General features: G+C 70.0%; 20 protein-coding genes. 14 read left to right on the top strand and 6 right to left on the bottom strand.

The features are described 5' to 3' along the window. Positions 1-182 precede the first annotated feature (182 nt). The 7 genes from Mam01_RS13585 to Mam01_RS13555 all read left to right on the top strand — a co-directional run bounded on the left by Mam01_RS13585 (position 183) and on the right by Mam01_RS13555 (position 6,854). On the top strand, positions 183-1,028 hold the full coding sequence (locus Mam01_RS13585; RefSeq protein ID WP_204285717.1) for an enoyl-CoA hydratase/isomerase family protein: 846 nt from the start codon (positions 183-185) through the stop codon (positions 1,026-1,028). A gap of 189 nt (positions 1,029-1,217) precedes the next feature. Continuing rightward, positions 1,218-2,522 (top strand): epoxide hydrolase family protein, encoded by a 1,305-nt coding sequence (locus tag Mam01_RS13580; RefSeq protein WP_204285716.1) that lies wholly within the window; start codon positions 1,218-1,220, stop codon positions 2,520-2,522. Between the two features lie 17 nt (positions 2,523-2,539). Then, the gene (locus tag Mam01_RS13575; RefSeq protein WP_204285715.1) at positions 2,540-3,532 is read left to right on the top strand and encodes an MBL fold metallo-hydrolase; all 993 of its coding nucleotides are present in this window, start codon (positions 2,540-2,542) and stop codon (positions 3,530-3,532) included. 111 nt (positions 3,533-3,643) lie between these two features. After that, entirely contained in the window at positions 3,644-4,666 is a 1,023-nt protein-coding gene (locus Mam01_RS13570) for an alpha/beta fold hydrolase (protein ID WP_204285714.1), read from the top strand. Between the two features lie 30 nt (positions 4,667-4,696). Continuing rightward, complete coding sequence (locus Mam01_RS13565; protein ID WP_204285713.1) at positions 4,697-5,410, top strand: SDR family NAD(P)-dependent oxidoreductase; 714 nt, start codon at positions 4,697-4,699, stop codon at positions 5,408-5,410. A 5-nt stretch (positions 5,411-5,415) separates the two neighbouring features. Next, entirely contained in the window at positions 5,416-6,447 is a 1,032-nt protein-coding gene (locus Mam01_RS13560) for an NAD(P)H-dependent flavin oxidoreductase (RefSeq protein WP_239101281.1), read from the top strand. 41 nt (positions 6,448-6,488) lie between these two features. Beyond that, positions 6,489-6,854 (top strand): SgcJ/EcaC family oxidoreductase, encoded by a 366-nt coding sequence (locus Mam01_RS13555; protein ID WP_204285712.1) that lies wholly within the window; start codon positions 6,489-6,491, stop codon positions 6,852-6,854. 49 nt (positions 6,855-6,903) lie between these two features. Here Mam01_RS13555 and Mam01_RS13550 read toward each other — a convergent pair whose 3' ends face one another. The 5 genes from Mam01_RS13550 to Mam01_RS13530 form a co-directional block, all read right to left on the bottom strand. Then, positions 6,904-7,620 carry an NADPH-dependent F420 reductase gene (locus Mam01_RS13550; RefSeq protein ID WP_204285711.1) on the bottom strand — a complete coding sequence of 239 codons (717 nt, stop codon included), beginning with the start codon at positions 7,618-7,620 and terminating at the stop codon, positions 6,904-6,906. 23 nt (positions 7,621-7,643) lie between these two features. Continuing rightward, positions 7,644-8,708, bottom strand: coding sequence for an LLM class flavin-dependent oxidoreductase (locus Mam01_RS13545; RefSeq protein ID WP_204285710.1), 1,065 nt, complete (start codon positions 8,706-8,708; stop codon positions 7,644-7,646). Between the two features lie 87 nt (positions 8,709-8,795). Next, positions 8,796-9,359 (bottom strand): NADPH-dependent FMN reductase, encoded by a 564-nt coding sequence (locus tag Mam01_RS13540; RefSeq protein WP_204285709.1) that lies wholly within the window; start codon positions 9,357-9,359, stop codon positions 8,796-8,798. Positions 9,360-9,589: 230 nt separating this feature from the next. Continuing rightward, positions 9,590-10,012: a winged helix-turn-helix transcriptional regulator gene (locus tag Mam01_RS13535; protein WP_204285708.1), complete on the bottom strand. Its 423-nt coding sequence runs from the start codon at positions 10,010-10,012 to the stop codon at positions 9,590-9,592. Positions 10,013-10,190: 178 nt separating this feature from the next. Continuing rightward, on the bottom strand, positions 10,191-11,510 hold the full coding sequence (locus tag Mam01_RS13530; RefSeq protein WP_204285707.1) for a chymotrypsin family serine protease: 1,320 nt from the start codon (positions 11,508-11,510) through the stop codon (positions 10,191-10,193). Positions 11,511-11,779: 269 nt separating this feature from the next. On the opposite strand from Mam01_RS13530, the gene Mam01_RS13525 reads away from it, so the two are divergent. The 7 genes from Mam01_RS13525 (at position 11,780) to Mam01_RS13495 (ending at position 17,114) form a co-directional block, all read left to right on the top strand. Continuing rightward, complete coding sequence (locus Mam01_RS13525) at positions 11,780-12,397, top strand: VOC family protein (protein WP_204285706.1); 618 nt, start codon at positions 11,780-11,782, stop codon at positions 12,395-12,397. Between the two features lie 100 nt (positions 12,398-12,497). After that, positions 12,498-13,265, top strand: coding sequence for an SDR family NAD(P)-dependent oxidoreductase (locus Mam01_RS13520; RefSeq protein ID WP_150935608.1), 768 nt, complete (start codon positions 12,498-12,500; stop codon positions 13,263-13,265). A gap of 87 nt (positions 13,266-13,352) precedes the next feature. Then, positions 13,353-14,714, top strand: coding sequence for a dihydrolipoyl dehydrogenase family protein (locus tag Mam01_RS13515; protein ID WP_204285705.1), 1,362 nt, complete (start codon positions 13,353-13,355; stop codon positions 14,712-14,714). 5 nt (positions 14,715-14,719) lie between these two features. Then, entirely contained in the window at positions 14,720-14,899 is a 180-nt protein-coding gene (locus Mam01_RS13510) for a hypothetical protein (RefSeq protein WP_204285704.1), read from the top strand. 226 nt (positions 14,900-15,125) lie between these two features. Next, positions 15,126-16,211, top strand: coding sequence for an endonuclease/exonuclease/phosphatase family protein (locus Mam01_RS13505; protein WP_204285703.1), 1,086 nt, complete (start codon positions 15,126-15,128; stop codon positions 16,209-16,211). Positions 16,212-16,302: 91 nt separating this feature from the next. Continuing rightward, complete coding sequence (locus tag Mam01_RS13500) at positions 16,303-16,716, top strand: VOC family protein (RefSeq protein ID WP_204285702.1); 414 nt, start codon at positions 16,303-16,305, stop codon at positions 16,714-16,716. A 59-nt stretch (positions 16,717-16,775) separates the two neighbouring features. Continuing rightward, positions 16,776-17,114 (top strand): Imm51 family immunity protein, encoded by a 339-nt coding sequence (locus tag Mam01_RS13495; protein WP_239101280.1) that lies wholly within the window; start codon positions 16,776-16,778, stop codon positions 17,112-17,114. Between the two features lie 155 nt (positions 17,115-17,269). Here the strand turns inward: Mam01_RS13495 and Mam01_RS37905 are convergent. Continuing rightward, on the bottom strand, positions 17,270-17,382 hold a 113-nt coding region (locus tag Mam01_RS37905), incomplete at its 5' end, for a non-reducing end alpha-L-arabinofuranosidase family hydrolase (protein ID WP_507762930.1).

The following is a 17,382-nucleotide window of genomic DNA, read 5'->3' as shown; positions in this document are numbered from 1 at the left end:
CTGGGGTACCCCGGGGGACGCGCGGGACCACGGGACCAGGGACGACCAGGGAGTTCCCCTGGGGAAGACCGGGCCGCCCGCATGGGACTGTGATCGAGCCGGCGCCGATCCGTGCCGGCCACGGCGCGCCGCGGAAGGCGCCCAGGCGGTGGCCGACCCGGACCCCCTGCGAAAGGACAGTCATGGCCGCAGAGCAGTTCCACGTCGACGAGGTCTCGCCCTCGTACTGGCAGGTGACCTTCACCAACGGGCCGGTGAACCTGTTCGACCCGGACAGCGTCCAGCAGCTCTCCGCGCTCGTCGACCGCATCGAGGCGGCGCCCGCCCTGACCGTGGTCGTCTTCCGCAGCGGCAATCCCGACTACTTCATGGCGCACTGGGACCTGCTGTCCGACAGGGCCCGGGTCGCCGCCATGTCGCCCGGTCCGACCGGGTTGCACCCCTACCTCGACAGTCTCGTACGGCTCAGCCGGGTGCCCGCGGCCACGATCTCGGTGATCCGGGGACGGGCACGGGGAGCCGGCAGCGAGTTCGTCCTCGCCACCGACATCCGTTTCGCCTCGGAGCGGGCGGTTCTCGGGCAGTTCGAGGTCGGCCTCGGCTCGGTGCCGGGCGGCGGGGCCATGGCGCGGCTGGCCCGGCTCGTCGGCCGCGGCCGCGCGCTGGAGATCGTTCTCGGCGGCGACGACGTCCCGGCGGCGCTGGCCGCCGAGTACGGCTACGTCAACCGGGTCGTGCCGGACATCGAGCTCGACGAGGTCGTCGACCGGTTCGCGCGGCGGATCGCCACCTTCGACAAGGTCGCCGTCGCCGGCATCAAGCACCTTGTTGACGTGGCCTCGCTGCCGGAAGACGCCGAGTTCGAGCCCGGCCTGGCGGCGTTCTTCGCCACATCGGGGCGGCAGGAGAACGCCGCCCTGGTGCAGGACCTTTTCCGGCGGGGTCTTCAGCGGCCCGGCGAGGTCGAGCTCGAACTCGGCGCCACCATCGCGCGGCTGCGCGAGGAAGCCCTCAGCAGCCCGAAGTAGATATATCGGGCGGCAGAGGGAGCCGCTCAATCCACGCGACGCCACGTGGGAACGGCACATCGGCCGCTCCCCCCTACCGCCCTGCGCTCCCCTCCCCGGTCAAGGCCGCCTCTGAGGACTCCACGAACGCGAGGGCGGCCGCCCGTGCCGACAAACGACCACATGTGTTCCGGCAGAAGGAGAATGATCATGCCAGAAGAAGGACGGCCGGCCCTCACCCGCCGCGGCTTTCTCGCCACCTCGGCCGGCGCGGCGGTTGTCGCGGCGGCGGCATCCAGCGTTCACGCGCCGCTCCCCGCCCAGGCGGCCACCGCCGGTCCGGCAGGACGGGACGCGATCCGTCCCTTCCGTATCAGCGTGCCCAGGAAGACTCTCGTCGATCTCCGCCGACGCCTCGCCGAGACCCGGTGGCCTGCCAGGGAAACGGTCTCGGATCAGTCCCAGGGCGTGCAGCTGGCCCGGCTGCGGGAGCTCGTCCGCTACTGGGCCACCGATTACGACTGGCGCGAGGTCGAGGCCAAGCTGAACGCCATACCTCAGTTCGTGACCGAGATCGATGGGCTGGACATCCAGTTCGCGCACATCCGCTCCCGGCACGCGAACGCCCTCCCTCTGATCATCACCCACGGCTGGCCGGGCTCCGTCCTGGAGCTGCTGAAGATCATCGGCCCGCTCACCGATCCGACCGCCCATGGCGGGCGTGCGGAGGACGCCTTCCACCTGGTGCTGCCCTCGATGCCCGGTTACGGCTTCTCGGGCAAGCCGCAGGGCACCGGCTGGGGCCCCGACCGCATCGGGCGCGCCTGGGACGTGCTGATGAAGCGGCTGGGCTACCAGCGGTACGTGTCCCAGGGCGGCGACTGGGGCGCGGTGATCTCCGACCGCATGGCCGCCCAGCGTCCGCAGGGCCTGCTCGGCATCCACGTCAACATGCCCGCGACCGTACCACCGGAGATCGCCAGGATCCTCGCCGCGGGCGACTCCGCTCCGGCGGGACTGTCCCCCGACGAGAAAGCCGCCTTCGACTCGCTCGACACCTTCTACAAGAGGAAGTCCGGCTACTCGTCCATGATGGTGACCCGCCCGCAGACCGTGGGATACGGGCTGACGGACTCACCCGTCGGCCTGGCCGCGTGGATGTACGACAAGTTCGCCGAGTGGACCTACAGCGGCGGCGTGCCCGAGCGGTCGCTCACCAGGGACGAGATGCTCGACGACATCACGCTCTACTGGGTCACCAACAGTGCGATCTCCTCCGCGCAGCTCTACTGGGAGAACAACGCCAACAACTTCAACGCCGTGGACATCTCCCTGCCCGCGGCCGTGACGGTCTTCCCCGGTGAGATCTACCAAGCCCCGCGCAGCTGGACCGAACGCGCCTACCACCGGCTCATTCACTTCAACAAGGTCGACAAGGGCGGCCACTTCGCCGCATGGGAGGAGCCAGAGCTGTTCAGCACCGAGATCCGGGCCGCCTTCAGATCGCTCCGCTAAGCAGGATGGAGAACCACATGCCGACAACCACCCACGTCACCGGTTCGCCCGGCTTCTCCGCGGAAGCGAGACGACGCAGGGAGCTTCCGACCGCCCCGGTGCCCGAGATCGCGAAGGGACCGCAGGTCCCCGACACCGGCTACATCCTCGACGAGATCGCCGACGGCGTCTTCTGGCTCAGCGACGGCCAGTACCAGAACATGTTCGTCGTCCACGACGAGGGGGTCATCGCGGTGGACGCGCCCCCGACCCTCGGCCACGACATCCTGCGCGCGATCAAGCGCGTGACGAGCAGGCCGATCACGCACGTGATCTACAGTCACGAGCACTCCGACCACGTCGGCGCCATGTCGATCTACCCCGGCGACGTTCCCCGCTACGGGCACAGCATCGTCGCCCAGCGGCTGAGGTCGCTCGCCGATCCCGACCGCCCGGTGCCCACGGAGGTCTTCGACGACACCCTGACCATCGAGGCCGGTGACCACACCGTGCGCCTGGACTACCCCGGCCCCAACCACAGCGAGGGAAACAGCCTCATCCACCTGGCGAACCAGCGGGTGCTGATGCTGGTCGACGTCATCTTCCCCGGCTGGGTGCCGTTCTCCAACCTGGCGCTTTCGGCGAACGTGCCCGGGTACATCGCGCTGCACGACCAGGTCCTCACGTACGACTTCGACCTGCTGGTCGGCGGCCATGTCACCCGTCCGGGAACGCCCGAAGACGTACGAGTCCAGCTGGAGTACATGACCGACCTGCGCACCACCGCCGAAGCCGCCCTGTCCAGCGTGGATCTCCGCGAGATCATGGCGCCGGTCGACACCGGCAACGCCTGGGCCGTCTTCCGCGCCTACCTCGACGCGGTGGCGGCGCGGACCGCCGACGAGCTCGTCCCGCGCTGGCGGGACCGCCTCGGCGGCGCGGACGTGTTCACCCTGCCCAACGCCTGGGCGATGGCGGAGTCCCTGCGGCTGGACCTCAACTCACTCGGCCCGTTCGGCACCAAGGCCTGAAGCACCGCACGAGCCTGAGGCACCGCACGATGCCGCCCTCGTGGCGCGACACGAGGGCGGCACCCCGCCTGGTACGGCCGGACACCGCGAACACGACCAAGGAGATCACTGATGGACTTCACGCCAGATCGACGGCGCTTCCTGAGCATGGCCGCGGGAACCGCGGCGCTCGCTCAGCTCGGCCGCGTCGAACGACCTCAGAGCAGTACCGCGGCTGGGACCAGCGGGTCCTTCGGCCCGGTGAAACAGATCAAGGCCGGCGTGTTGAACGTCGGGTACGTCGAGGCCGGACCAGCGGACGGCCGCCCGGTGATTCTCATGCACGGCTTCCCCTACGACATCCACAGCTATGCCGAGGTGGCGCCGCTGCTCGCGGCGGCGGGCTACCGGGTGATCGTGCCCTATTTCAGGGGATACGGCACGACCACCTTCCTGTCCGCCGACACACCGCGCGATGTCGACCAGGCCGCCTTCGCGCTCGACGTCATCGCCCTGATGGACGCCCTGCGCATCCGCGAGCCCATCCTGGCCGGCTATGACTGGGGGTCGCGGACCGGCGACATCATCGCCGCCCTGTGGCCGCACCGGTGCAGGGCGCTGGTGTCGGTCACCGGCTACCTGATCACCAACCTGGCCGCCAACCTCAAGCCACTGGCGCCGATGGCGGAGAACGCCTGGTGGTACCAGTACTACTTCACCACCGAGCGGGGCGTGGCAGGCCTGACCCGGTACCGGTACGACCTCGGCCTGTTCGTCTGGAAGTTCAACTCCCCGACGTGGGACTTCTCCACCGAGACCTACGATCGCACCGCGGCCGCGTTCGACAACCCCGACTACGTCTCCATCGTCATCGGCAACTACCGTTGGCGATTGGGCCTGAAGCCGAGCGAGCCCCGGTACACCGCACTCGAACGCGTCCTGCAGCAGGCCCCGGCCGTCTCCGTACCCACGATCACCATCGACGGCAGGTACGACCCGTTCACCCCGGCGGGAGACGGGTCGGCCTACCGCGCCAAGTTCACCGGCGCCTACGACCACCGGGTGCTCGATGTCGGGCACAACGTTCCCCAGGAGGATCCGCGGGGCTTCGCGCGCGCCGTCATCGACGCCGACCGTCTCGCCAAGACCGCCTGAACCATCGCGCCGATCAGAGAAGGGGCCAGCATGAGCAACCAGGGCCGGAAGGTCGCCGTCATCACCGGCGCGTCGCAGGGCATCGGAGCCGGGCTCGTCACCGGTTACCGCAAACTGGGCTACGCCGTCGTCGCCACCTCACGCGGCATCGCCCCGTCGCAGGACCCCGAGGTCCTGACCGTCCAGGGGGACATCTCCGACCGCGCCACCGCCGAACAGGTCATCGCGGCCGGCGTGGAACGGTTCGGCCGCATCGACACGCTCGTCAACAACGCGGGGATCTTCATCGCCAAGCCGTTCACCGACTTCACCCAGGACGACTACGACGCGGTGATGGGCGTGAACGTCAGCGGCTTCTTCCGCATCACCCAGCTCGCGATCGAGCAGATGCTGCGGCAGGGTGGCGGGCACCTCGTGCAGATAACGACCAGCCTGGTCGAGCACCCCAACTCGGCCGTGCCCTCCGTGCTGGCCTCATTGTCCAAGGGCGGGCTGCAGGCCGCCACCAAGGCGCTGGCCATCGAGTACGCCACCCGCGGCATCCGCGCGAACGCGGTGGCCCTGGGCACGATCAAGACTCCCATGCATCCCGAGGAGCACCACGAGGCACTGGCCGCACTGCATCCGATGGGTCGCATGGGCGAGATCGGCGACATCACCGACGCGGTGCTCTACCTGGAGACCGCCCCCTTCGTCACCGGCGCGATCCTGCCCGTCGACGGCGGCCAGACCGCAGGGCACTGACTCCTGTGAACGCGGCACTGACCGCCCTCGGGGTGAGCGCCCCCGTCCTGGCCGCGCCGATGGCCGGCGGGCCGAGCACACCCGCCTTGGTCATCGCGGCGGCGCGGGCGGGTGGCATGGGCTTCCTGGCCGGCGGGTACAAGGACGCCGGCGCGCTGGCCGAGCAGATCGACCAGGTACGCGCCGGCGGCGTCCCGTTCGGGGTGAACCTCTTCGCACCGAACCCGCTGCCGGTCGATCCGGCGGAGTTCCGGCGCTACGCCCGCGCGATCGCCCCCGAGGGCCGGGCATACGGCCTCGACCTCCTCTCCGCGGAGGCCGTCGAGGACGACGACCACTGGTCCGACAAGATCGAGCTGTTGCTGTCCCGTCCGGTTCCCGTCGTCAGCTTCACCTTCGCCGTTCCGCACCCGGCGGTCGTCAGGTCGCTGCGCGCCGCCGGCACACTCGTCATCCAGACCGTCACCTCACCCGCGGAGGCTCTTCAGGCCGCCGAGGCCGGGGCCGACATGCTGATCGTGCAGGCCTCGGCCGCGGGCGGCCACTCGGGCACGTTCACGCCCCGGCGGAGCCCCGCCGACGTGCCGCTCCCCTGGTTGCTGGGCGAGGTGGCGGCCAGCGTGTCCCTGCCTCTCATAGGTGCGGGCGGGCTGGCCACCCCCGCCGACATGGTCCAGGCGCTGCGGTCCGGTGCCGCGGCGGCCATGGTCGGCACCGTTCTGCTACGTGCCGACGAGTCGGGGGCGTCGCTCGCCCACAAGGAGGCGCTGGCGGGCGCGGCCAGCCGGGGAACGGTGGTCACCAGGGCCTTCACCGGCAGGCCCGCACGGGCCCTGCCCAACCGATTCATCGACCGCTACGGCGATCTCGCGCCCTTCGGCTATCCCGCACTGCACCACCTGACCAGCCCATTGCGCCGGGCCGCGACAGCCGCCCGGGATCCGGAGCGGATCAACCTGTGGGCCGGCACCGGCCACCACCATGCCACCCCCGGACCCGCCGTCCGGATCCTGCGACGGCTCGCATCTCACCTCTGAGCCGTGACTCCGCTCACCGAACGAAGGAGGAAAGCAAGGCGATGAGCCATCCGATGCACGACGTCCTCGGCCGCTGGAAGGCCGCCTTCGACGGCCACCGGCCCGGCGCGATGGCGGAACTGTTCACCGAGGACGCGCTCTTCCAGGGGTTCGGGCCGGCGGTCGTGGCCGGACAGGACGCCGTACGGGCGTACTACGAGGCAGTGCCGGACGACCGGCGCGCCGAGGTGACCGTCCTGCACACCTACACCGTCGGTGAGCGAGTCGCCGGCGGCTTCGCCGACGTCACGTTCAGCGATCCGACGGGGTGGGAGGCGAAGGTGCACATGTCGCTCGTCCTGCGCCGTGACGACAACGGCTGGCGCATCCTTCAGTACCACGTCTCCCGGGTCGCCGCTGGGGGCTGACGCCCCCGCATCACCGGGCCACCGGACGGGCATCCACTGCCTTGCAGGATCAGAGCGCCGGGCAGGACGATGACGTCACTCCGCCTCGTGCGCGGAGCACCTCGCGACCGCGCCGCGACTCGGGGAAACGATCGAGCATGGCGCCCAGCTCGGTCGCGTCCACGTTCGCGCCGAACGGCTCCGTGCCCGGCTCCATGCGGACGCCCTCGGCGAGCGGGCCGGCGATCACCGGCTCGAAGCCGAGCCTGTTCACGATCGAGGCGACGACCTCGACGTCCTCCGGGTCGTCGCCGGCGACGGCGATCGCGCGGCGGCCCGGAGCGCCGGCGGGACGGGCGCTCTCTTCCAGGTCGTGGTAGCCCATGTGGTTGAAGGCCTTGACGACCCGCGCGTGCGGCAGGAACGCCTGGACGATCTCGCTGGAGGATGTGCGCGGGTCGGTGAGGTCGTCCCGGACCCCGTCCACGTCCTGCCAGTAGTTCATCGCGTCGAGCACCAGCTTGCCCCGCAGCGCTTCGGCGGGAACGTTGCGATGTTTGCCGAGGGGCAGGGCCAGCACCACGACATCCGCCCCGGACGCGGCCTCCACCGCGGTCACCGCGGCCGCTCCGGGCGTGACGACCTCGACGATGAGAGAGATGCGCGCGGCCTCCCCGGAGCCCGCTATCAGGACGCGGTAGCCGGCCGCCACAGCGAGGCGGGCCAGGACGGTGCCGACCTTGCCGGCGCCGAGGATGCCGATGGTAAGGACGTCGCCTGGTTTCATGGTCGCTCCAAGTCGTCGATGGGTCACGCGTGGACCGTGTCGGCCGCGAGCAGCTCGCGTACGCGCGGGGCGACCTCGCGACCCAGCAGCTCGATCGTGCGAGCACGGGCGTCGCGAGGAAGGTGCGTGATGTCGTACTTGAGATCGAAACGGCTCAGGCGGAGATCGCGGGCCACCCTGACGATCTTGCGGGCGACCGTCTCGGGCGATCCCACGAAGAGCGCGCCGTCCTCGACCTCGGCTTCGTACCGCTCCCGATCGGGCGCGTAGAAGCCGCGCTCGGCCGCGAGATCCTCGACGACGGGCCGCCAGTACCGCCACCACGTCTCGACGGCCTCTTCGTCGCTGTCGGCGACGAGGCCGAGCGAGTGCTGCCCGATCGGCAGCTCGGGATGACCGAAGCGCTCCAGCGCTGTGAGGTACAACTGGACGTTCCTGGCGAAACGCTGGGGCCGTCCGCCGATGACGGCCATCATGAGGGGCAGACCGTGACGGGCGGCGCGCACCACGGAGTCCGGGCTGCCGCCCACGCCGATCCAGGTGGGGATGCCGCCCGGCCGCATGCGGGGGTGCAGCCGCTGCCCCGTGAGCGGCGGACGCACCGTCCCGGACCAGGTCACCTGTTCCTCGCGTTCGAGCCGCAGGAAGAGGTCGAGTTTCTCCTCGAACAGCCGCTCGTAGTCGGCCAGGTCGTAACCGAACAGCGGGAACGACTCCGTCGCGGAGGCGCGGCCCAGCACGATCCGGGCCCGGCCGCCGGACACCGCGTCGAGGGTGGAGAACTCCTGGTACAGCCGGACCGGGTCGTTCGTGCTCAACACGGTCACGGACGTGCCGAGCCCGATGCGCCGGGTGGCGGTGGCGATCGCGGCGAGCAGCACCGGGGTCGCGGAGTCGTTGTGCCCCTCCCGGTAGTGCTCTCCCACGCTGAAGACGTCCAGCCCCACCGCCTCGGCCAGCCGGGCCTCCTCCACGAGCAGGCGCACGGTCTCGGCGTCCTCGAGCACGCGCCCGCCGTCCGTCGCCACCTCCCCGAACGAGTTGAGCCCCAGCTCGAAGCGTGGGTGTTCGATCCTGCCGACGGTCATGGTTCCTCCTGCTCGCAAGGTGAGGTGTGGGGCGCGGGGGCCGCCTCGCCGGCCGGGGCGTGCGGGGCGGCCCCGGCCGGCTCGGGGTCAGGCCGCCTGGCGCAGCGGGGCCAGGGCACGGCTCCAGGCGACGACCTCGTCGAGCATGGTCGTGAGGGCCGCCGCCTGGCGCTCACCGGCTGCGAGCTTGCTGAAGTCGTGGAAGTCGGTGAACAGGGACAGGGCGACGTTGGTGCGCACGTCGGCGAGCTTGAGCTCGCCGGCGATCAGCCGCAGGTGCTCCGCCGCCCGGGCGCCGCCGACGCTCCCGTAGGACACGATGCCGAAGGCCTTGTGGTTCCACTCGGCGTACAGATAGTCGATGGCGTTCTTCAGCACACCCGAGGTGGAGTGGTTGTATTCGGGCGTCACCATGACGAAGCCGTCGAAAGAGGCGATCTTGGCGGCCCACGTCTTGGTGTGCTCGTTCTTGTACTGCCCATAGGCCGGCGGCATGGGCTCGTCCAGATGCGGGAGCGGGTAGTCCAGCAGGTCCACCAGCTCGAATACGGCGTCCGTACGCCGGGATGCGTGCTCCAGCACCCACTGCGCCACCTGCTCGCCGTTGCGACCGGGGCGGGTGCTGCCGAGGATGATGCCGATACGGATCATTTCAGGGTCCCTTCAACTCCACAGGGGTGACGGGAGAGATCGGCCGCCTCGGCAGTGCCCTTCGCGGGCAACATGCGGCTGTCCCGGCATGCCAGACATACCGATCAACTCCCGTACGTGTGCCGACGGCCTGGAACAGGCCGTCTGAGCGACTTCCGCATACCTGGGTACACGCCGGTGATCGGTAACTTCAATTGAACCGAGGTCACATGAAGTGGACCGACGAGGTCTCAGTCGAGATCGTCGATATCGAGGCCGGCCGCCTCGTCGAAGGCGCGGCGGTTGGTGCGGATCGTCTCCTGGTTGTCGGCCGCCCACCGGGTGAGCGCCAGGACGGGCTCGGACAGGCTGCGTCCGAACGGGGTGACCTCGTACTCGACCCGGGGCGGGATCTCCGGATAGATCAGGCGTTTGACGAGCCCGTCACGCTCCAGGCCGCGCAGGGTCAGCGTCAGCATGCGGCGGGAGATGCCGGGCGCCGTCCGCAGCAACTCGGTGAAGCGCATCGGCCCCTTGCCGAGCAGCCCGATGAGGATCAGGCTCCACTTGTCACCGACCCGGTCCAGCACGGATCGCAGAACATCCGGGTCGTGCTCGAGGCACGCCCCGCCCAACGAACGCAGCACCCTGTCCGCCTCGGTCTGGTGTGACATGGGCTCCCGCCTCCTCCGTCACCCGGAAATGACCAGGTCACGTTGCTTTTGCCGGTTGTCGAAGAGTACATCGATGTCCGAAAGCAACCTCCGGAGGAGGCGCACTATGCCCGTTGCCACATCCCGGCCGGCCCGGCCGCTGCGGCCGGCGCGCATGTCGGCACGCATCAGTGGAATGTCACCAGACGCGGATGCCGAGCGCGCGGTACGCGTCCTCGATACCGACGAATAAAACGCCGTGACTGCACGATCTGCCGTTCGCGTAGGACTTGCACTGCGTCGATGTGGCCCCGTATCGACCCGAGATCACGCCCAGTGCCGTGATGTGGAGCTCTGGCGAGATGCTGTCGAAGACAGGACCTCCGCTGTCTCCGCTGCCCACGACGTTCTCGGTGTTGCTCCAGCCCTTGAAGACCGGCCCGATCGTCCGACCGGCACTCGGGTCCTCGTACCAGACTCCGCTCGCGGTGATCTGGATTCCGCACGAACCACCCGAAAGCCCTGGGCTGATGCAGATCCACTGCCCGACGTACGGTTGGTAGGCACCTGTGGTCAGCGCAGCGGTCACTCGGTCGTCCGTGTCCATGCCGGCGCCCTGCTCGACCTGTCGGGTGTAAGTGACACCGGTGTAATACCTTGAGTTGTCGAAGATGGCGACGTCCTGGATCGAGTTCGAGTTGTTCGCGACGCCGAACGCCTGGCCGTTGTAGGTGTCGACGTACTGCCCCTTGCGAACGCAGTGAGCGGCGGTCAGGGTTCGCAGGGCTCCGGCCGGGTCCTGTACGACGAACGCGGTCGAGCACAGCGAGCTGTTGGCGATGAAGACCCGGCCGCCGCGGACCGGCACGGCCTGCCGGAAGTAGTTGGTCGTACTGGGCCGCTCAGCGGTGCCGACGACGTTCGCCCGTACGCTGACGCCGCCCGCGCTCACCTCTATCGTCGCACTCGACGCGTCCCTCGTCGTGGACGGATCGAAGTGGGTGATGGTGAGGCCGGAGCCGCCCGCGGAGGGGCCGACCTCGACGATGTCCCGCGTGTCGAGCGCCCGGCCGTTCGAGAGCGATGTCGCGGTGAATCTTCCTCCCATCACCACTCGCGCCGCGGTCTGGAGTTCGTTGAAGTCGTACGCAGCGGTGTGCAGCTGCACGCGGACCTTCGCCGACGCCACGGCCGCGCGAACGTCGGCAGGCGGCTCGCCCTTCCAGTACAGGTCGACCCTGCGGTGCTCGTTGTCGAGGGTGATGTCGGCATAGCCGGGCACGAAGCGGGCGCCGCGCCGCGCGACCTTTCGGATTTCATCGGCTTGGCCCACCAGATCTTTCTGGGCCTTCCACAGGGCGTCCCACGATTCGTATCCTCCCGGCACCGGTGCGGTCGTGGAGGCGATGGTTTCGCGCGACGGGCCGGTTGACGCGGCGTTCGCCGGCGGTAGGGTGCCCAAACACAAGAGGGCCAACGAGATGCATATCGCCGGTCGCGAGACGGTTCTGTTCACCATGTGTCCTTTCGGTGGCGGAAATTCCCTCCACAAAAGATCGGGGAATCGCGGCGTCTCGCGCGCCCGTGGAACACCCTGGCCTTCCCACCGCCAGGGTCGATGTCGCGAGCCCGTGCCGGTGGCCCCTGACCTGCACGAGCCCCGGCGCCCCAGGCACGGGTGACCCCCTGGCCCCGGCCCACCAGTGGAACTCCCTGGTGTCCGCCAGTAGCCCGCTGCGCGACTCTCGTCGTGTCGACCTTGGGTGCGAGCGCAGGAGGGCGCAGGTCATGGACATGAAACTCGAAGTGGTCGTGGTACCGGTCGCGGACGTCGACCGGGCCAAGGAGTTCTACAAGGGGCTGGGCTGGCGGCTGGATGCCGACATCGCCACCGGCGAGGACTTCAGGGTGGTGCAGGTGACCCCGCCGGGCTCACCGGCGTCGGTCATCTTCGGCACGTCGGTCACCTCCCAGGCCCCTGGTTCCGCTCAGGGCCTGCACCTGGTCGTCGACGACATCACCGCCGCGTACGACGAGCTCAAGCGGCTCGGTGCCGACCCGAGCGAGGTGTTCCACGACGCCGGCGGCGTCTTCCACCACGCCGGGACCGACGCCCGGGTGCCCGGCGCTGATCCGCAGCGCGGAAGCTACGGCTCGTTCCTGTCGTTCAGCGACCCCGACGGCAACGGCTGGGTGCTGCAGGAGGTCACCACCCGGCTCCCGGGACGGCTGGACCCGTTCGTCACCACGTTCACCTCGGCCTCGGACCTCGCGGCGGCGCTGCGCCGCGCCGCGGCCGCGCACGGCGAGCACGAGGCGCGCACCGGTGCCGAAGACCCGGAGTGGCCGGACTGGTATGCCGACTACATGGTGCGCGAGCAGGCCGGAATCGAGCTGCCGTCGTGACCGAGGCCGACTACCGCGTCGGCCGTCGACAGCACGCGGACCGACCCCGGCGCCGCCGCTTACGGCGTACCGATGTCTCCGTTGGTACAGGAGCCGGGCCATGCCCGATCATCCGCTGAACGGAGCCGTCGCGCTCGTCACCGGCGCCAGCAGTGGCATCGGCGCCGCGACCGCGCGCCGCCTCGCCCGCGAGGGTGCGGCGGTCGCCTTGGTCGCCCGCCGCCGCGACCGCCTCGACCAGGTCGCGGCCGACATCGCGAAGCTGGGCGGTCGGGCAGTCGCCGTCACGGCCGACATCACCGATCCCGAATGCGCCGATGCGGCGGTGCAGAACACGCTCGACTGGTACGGCCGACTGGACATCCTGGTCAACAACGCCGGCATCATGCTCCTCGACACGGCTCTGCACACCACCATCGAGGAGTGGGATCGGATGATCTCGCTCAACGTGGCGGCGTTGTTGCACGTCACGCACACCGCCGTACCGCACCTGATCTACGCGGCGTCGACCTCCCCACGGCAGGTCGCGGATCTGGTGAACGTCAGCTCGGCGGCCGGGCGCGTCGCCCGGCCCGAAAGCAGCGTCTACAGCCTGACCAAATCCGGCCTGAACGCCTTCACCGAATCGCTTCGCCAGGAGCTGCGCGGCGAAGGCGTCCGGGTCAGCGTGGTGCAGCCCGGTGCTGTGGACACCGAGCTATGGGACCACCTCAGCGACACCACCCGGGACGCGGCCCGCCAGCGGCTCAACGGTATCGAAGCGCTGCGGCCGGAGGACGTCGCGGACGCCATCGGCTACATCGTCACGCGAGACCGGCGAGTGGCCGTCAACGAGATGTTGGTTCGCGCCGCCGATCAGAACTGGTGACAGCTCACGCGGGCCTGTGCCGGGGAGGTCGGTCAGCGACCTCCCCGGCGCCGCCCGAGGATCATCACACGAGCAGGAGACGCAGAGATGAACACCGACTATGACGTCATCGTGATCGGCGGCGGCTCGCCCGGGGAGCACTGTGCCGGCGCCCTGGCCGAGGGCGGGTTGCGCGTCGCACTGGTGGAGCGGGAACTGGTCGGCGGGGAGTGCTCGTACTGGGCCTGCATCCCGTCCAAGACGCTGTTGCGCCCCGGCGAGGCCGTGCACGGCGCACGAGAGGCGGAGGCCACCGCCGAGGTCGACGTCGAGCGGGCCCTGGCCTGGCGGGATTTCATGGTGTCCGGCTACTCCGACGCGGGCCAGGAACGGTGGCTGGCCACCAACGGCATCAAGCTGCTGCGCGGCAGCGGCCGGCTCGCCGGACCGGGTGTCGTGGAGGTGAACGGCGCCCGGCACACCGCCGAGCACGTCGTCATCGCCACCGGCTCCTCCCCCGTCATCCCGCCCGTGCCGGGCCTGCGGGAGCTGACGGGCATCTGGACCAACCGCGAGGCGACCGGCCTGAAGGCGGTCCCGCGGCTGCTCGTCGTACTCGGTGGCGGTCCCGTCGGCGTGGAGCTGGCCCAGGCGGTACGGCGGCTGGGCGGCGAGGTGGTCCTGACCGCGCGGAGCCGCCACGTGCTGCCACACGAACCCGCACCACTGGGCGAGGCACTCGGCGAGGTCCTGCGCCGCGACGGCGTCGAGCTCGTGCTCGGCCCGCAGGCCGTCGGCGCCCGGCACGACGGCGAGAACTACGTCCTCACCCTCGACGACGGTCAGGAGCTGCGCGGCGACAAACTGCTCGTCGCCGCCGGGCGGCGCCCACGCGCGCACGACATCGGTCTGGAGACGGTCGGCGTGAGCGCCGACGTCCACGGCATCCCCGTCGATCGCCACCTGCGCGCCGCCGAGAACCTCTGGGTCGTGGGCGACGCCACCGGCCTGTGGATGCTCACGCACGTCGGCAAGTATCAGGGCGACGTCGTCGCCGACAACATCCTAGGCACACCCCGCGAGGCCGACTACACGGCTGTGCCCCGCGTCGTCTACACCGACCCGCACGCCGCGTCGGTCGGCGAGGTCCAGGCGCGGTTCAGCGCCACCGTCCCGATCTCCGAAGTGGCCAGGACCGCCACCTACACCCGTGCGTACGCCGAAGCCAACGGATTCCTGACGCTGCTCAGCGACGGCCGCGTGCTCACGGGCGCGTACGCTCTCGGGCCCGAGGCGGGCGAGTGGCTGCAGCAGGCGACCGTGGCCATTCGCGCCCGGATCCCCCTCGACGTGCTGCGCGACACCATCCAGCCGTTCCCCACCTTCTCGGAGATCTACATCGCCGCCCTCAAGGACCTGCACGACCAGATCACGGCGGCGGGGCGACCCGCCCGGCGGACAGCGTCCTGAATCACATGGTGCTCTACCGCACCCAGGGGTCGACGGCCTCGGCCATGGCGCGCTCCGAACGCCTGGACGCGCTCATCATCCAGAACGCCGTGGCCCACCACAGCGGGCTCGGACCGCTGTGGCAGGCCCGGCGCGCGTTCTGGGCCGCGGCCGAGTGCATCAGGGCTTTCCTGGACAAGCGGTGACGGCCTGGCGGCCACCGTCGGCGGGGACCGTGACACAACCATGACACGGCGCGGATGAGCTGGGGATACCGCCGGCCGACAGTGGATGGGACCCGAAGAACTGGAATCGGTGTCGCCCTCGACAAGCAGGGCGAGATGAACCGGCCGAAGCCTTGTCCGCGCATGCATGCCGGCCCCACCCAGGACCCGGGGATGCGGCCAGTGACCTGCAGAGCGAGGACAGACGATGACATTGGTGGACACGGCGGAGACCGGACAGGGCCGCCGGGATATCGGCTCCGGGACCCGGCGCGGGCGCGTCCGCCGGGCGATTCGCGCCGCCTCCCGGCCGGGCCCCTGGAAGCGCGGCCCGGTGCTCGCGACGCTGGCGCTGCTGCTGGGCCTGTTCATGCTGCTGCACGCGCAGATCCCGAACCGGATCGGGAACCTCGGCAGCCTGGTGGAGACCTTCCTGCCGTGGTTCGGCCTGTTCATCCCGGTGCTGCTGGCCGGGGCGCTGCTGCGCCGCTCCGCCTCCGCCATGGCCGCGCTGCTGCTGCCGGTCATGGTGTGGCTGAACCTCTTCGGCGGGCTGCTCGGCGAGAGGTCCCACCCGGGCGGCTACCTCACCGTGGCCTGCCACAACGTCGGCGCCGGCAATCCCGACCCTGCCCGCACCGCCCGCGATCTGGCCGCCTTCGGGGCGGACGTGCTGGCCCTGGTGGAGCTGACCCCGCAGGCCCGGGGCACGTACGAGAAGGAACTGGCGAAGGCGTACCCGTACCACACGGTGAAGAGCACGGTCGGGCTGTGGAGCAAGCTGCCGCTGTCGGACACGAAGCCGGTCGACATCGAAATGGACGCGGGGCCGCTGGCGGACACCATAGCGGCCGACGTCAAGATGACCTACGACCGCGCGCTGCGTACCACGGTGGCCACGGGCCGGGGTCCGCTGGCGGTGTACGTGGCCCACCTGGGGTCCGTACGGGTGAATCCCAGGGCGGGCTTCTCGACGGATCAGCGGGACAGAGGCGCGCGGGCGCTCGGCAGGGCCGTCGCCGCCGAGCGGAACGAGCGGGTGGTGCTGCTCGGCGACCTGAACGGCAGCATGGACGACCGCGTGTTCGCCGGCATCACCTCGCGGCTGCGCTCGGCCCAGGACGCGGCCGGGGACGGCTTCGGCTTCAGCTGGCCGGCGAGGTTCCCGCTGGTGCGGATCGACCACATCCTGATCCGCGGCGTGGAGCCGAAGAGCTCGTGGGTGCTGCCGGCCACCGGCAGCGACCACCTGCCGGTGGCGGCCGCAATCAGATGGTCAAGCCGGCTCCCCTGACATCGGTCACGAATCGAGAAGCGCCGGGCCCGGAGCCGCTCGTAGCGTGAGCTTCATGAGCACGACCCCTGAAGCACAAAGGAGCCAAGGCATGAAAGCGCACGTCAGCTCGATCCTTCTCGCTGTCCGTGACATGGACCGGGCCAAGCGGTTCTACACCGAGGGGCTCGGCTGGAAGATCAAGAACGACTACGGCGTCTCGGTGTTCTTCGAGTCGGACGGCGCTTCGCCTGTCGGCTTCTACGGCCGTGACGGCCTGGCCGACATGGTCGGAACGAGCCGGGACGGCAGCGGCTTCGGCGGGCTTGTCCTCACCTACGTCGTGCGCAGCGAGGCGCGGGTCGACGAGATCATGGCAGAGGCCGAGAAGGCCGGCGCCACGATCCTCAAGCCCGCCGGCGCGCTGCCATGGGGCGGGTACGGCGGCACCTTCGCCGACCCGGACGGCTACATCTGGAGCCTCGGTTACAGCGCCCAGGGACAGGACCAGCCCTACGCCGAGTAGTCCCGGCGGCGGCCCCGGAGCCCCTTGCGGCTGGGGATCGACAGTGGCAGCATGCGCCGGTGCATCCACTGAGGCTGATCGAGTCGACCCCGGGAAAGTACTCGCTGTTGCTGGACGCGGGAACCACACGGGTCGACGGCGTGATCGAAGAGCTCGGCCATGAGCCGAACGGGTACTTCTGGGAGGGCGTCGCGCAGGTGCTCGTCGGCACCGAGGCTCCCGCCCTGAAAGGCCGCTTCTCGTACGACCCCGAAGGTGACATGTTCTGCGCGTACGGAAAGGACCGCGGCGCGCTGGAGGAACTCGGCACGCGGATGGCCGCCACAGCGACAGACGCCGACCGCATGCGGCGGCTCGTGGCCGCCGCCAAGGCGAACGGTTTCGAGTTCGACGACTGACTCACCTGCCGCTGATCAAGGCAGGCGCGCCGGCAGTCCAGGTTCGCTCGATCCGACCGGCGAAAAACCGAGGCGGGCTCGGCGTGAAGCCGAGCCCGCCCGTTTCAGGTCCACCCTCACCCGTCAGGGCGTGGGGGGCGGACCTGTGTCATGCCTTAGCGCTGCAGGGTGAGCAGGCCCGGGCGGTAGGGCAGGAGACCGTAGTCGACGCCGTTGGAGCTGGGGCTGCGGCCCTGGTAGAGCAGCTGCAGGTTGCAGGGGTCGACCG

Origin of the sequence: Microbispora amethystogenes (assembly GCF_016863015.1) — a bacterium.
GTDB classification, from domain to species: domain Bacteria; phylum Actinomycetota; class Actinomycetes; order Streptosporangiales; family Streptosporangiaceae; genus Microbispora; species Microbispora amethystogenes.
This window is presented reverse-complemented; position numbering and strand designations above follow the sequence as displayed.

Bases quoted from the DNA above. Each gene is read 5' to 3' on its own strand.
- Mam01_RS13585 (WP_204285717.1), top strand. From the start codon at position 183: ATGGCCGCAGAGCAGTTCCACGTCGACGAGGTCTCGCCCTCGTACTGG.
- Mam01_RS13580 (WP_204285716.1), top strand. From the start codon at position 1,218: ATGCCAGAAGAAGGACGGCCGGCCCTCACCCGCCGCGGCTTTCTCGCC.
- Mam01_RS13575 (WP_204285715.1), top strand. From the start codon at position 2,540: ATGCCGACAACCACCCACGTCACCGGTTCGCCCGGCTTCTCCGCGGAA.
- Mam01_RS13570 (WP_204285714.1), top strand. From the start codon at position 3,644: ATGGACTTCACGCCAGATCGACGGCGCTTCCTGAGCATGGCCGCGGGA.
- Mam01_RS13565 (WP_204285713.1), top strand. From the start codon at position 4,697: ATGAGCAACCAGGGCCGGAAGGTCGCCGTCATCACCGGCGCGTCGCAG.
- Mam01_RS13555 (WP_204285712.1), top strand. From the start codon at position 6,489: ATGAGCCATCCGATGCACGACGTCCTCGGCCGCTGGAAGGCCGCCTTC.
- Mam01_RS13550 (WP_204285711.1), bottom strand. From the start codon at position 7,620: ATGAAACCAGGCGACGTCCTTACCATCGGCATCCTCGGCGCCGGCAAG.
- Mam01_RS13545 (WP_204285710.1), bottom strand. From the start codon at position 8,708: ATGACCGTCGGCAGGATCGAACACCCACGCTTCGAGCTGGGGCTCAAC.
- Mam01_RS13540 (WP_204285709.1), bottom strand. From the start codon at position 9,359: ATGATCCGTATCGGCATCATCCTCGGCAGCACCCGCCCCGGTCGCAAC.
- Mam01_RS13535 (WP_204285708.1), bottom strand. From the start codon at position 10,012: ATGTCACACCAGACCGAGGCGGACAGGGTGCTGCGTTCGTTGGGCGGG.
- Mam01_RS13530 (WP_204285707.1), bottom strand. From the start codon at position 11,510: ATGGTGAACAGAACCGTCTCGCGACCGGCGATATGCATCTCGTTGGCC.
- Mam01_RS13525 (WP_204285706.1), top strand. From the start codon at position 11,780: ATGGACATGAAACTCGAAGTGGTCGTGGTACCGGTCGCGGACGTCGAC.
- Mam01_RS13520 (WP_150935608.1), top strand. From the start codon at position 12,498: ATGCCCGATCATCCGCTGAACGGAGCCGTCGCGCTCGTCACCGGCGCC.
- Mam01_RS13515 (WP_204285705.1), top strand. From the start codon at position 13,353: ATGAACACCGACTATGACGTCATCGTGATCGGCGGCGGCTCGCCCGGG.
- Mam01_RS13510 (WP_204285704.1), top strand. From the start codon at position 14,720: ATGGTGCTCTACCGCACCCAGGGGTCGACGGCCTCGGCCATGGCGCGC.
- Mam01_RS13505 (WP_204285703.1), top strand. From the start codon at position 15,126: ATGACATTGGTGGACACGGCGGAGACCGGACAGGGCCGCCGGGATATC.
- Mam01_RS13500 (WP_204285702.1), top strand. From the start codon at position 16,303: ATGAAAGCGCACGTCAGCTCGATCCTTCTCGCTGTCCGTGACATGGAC.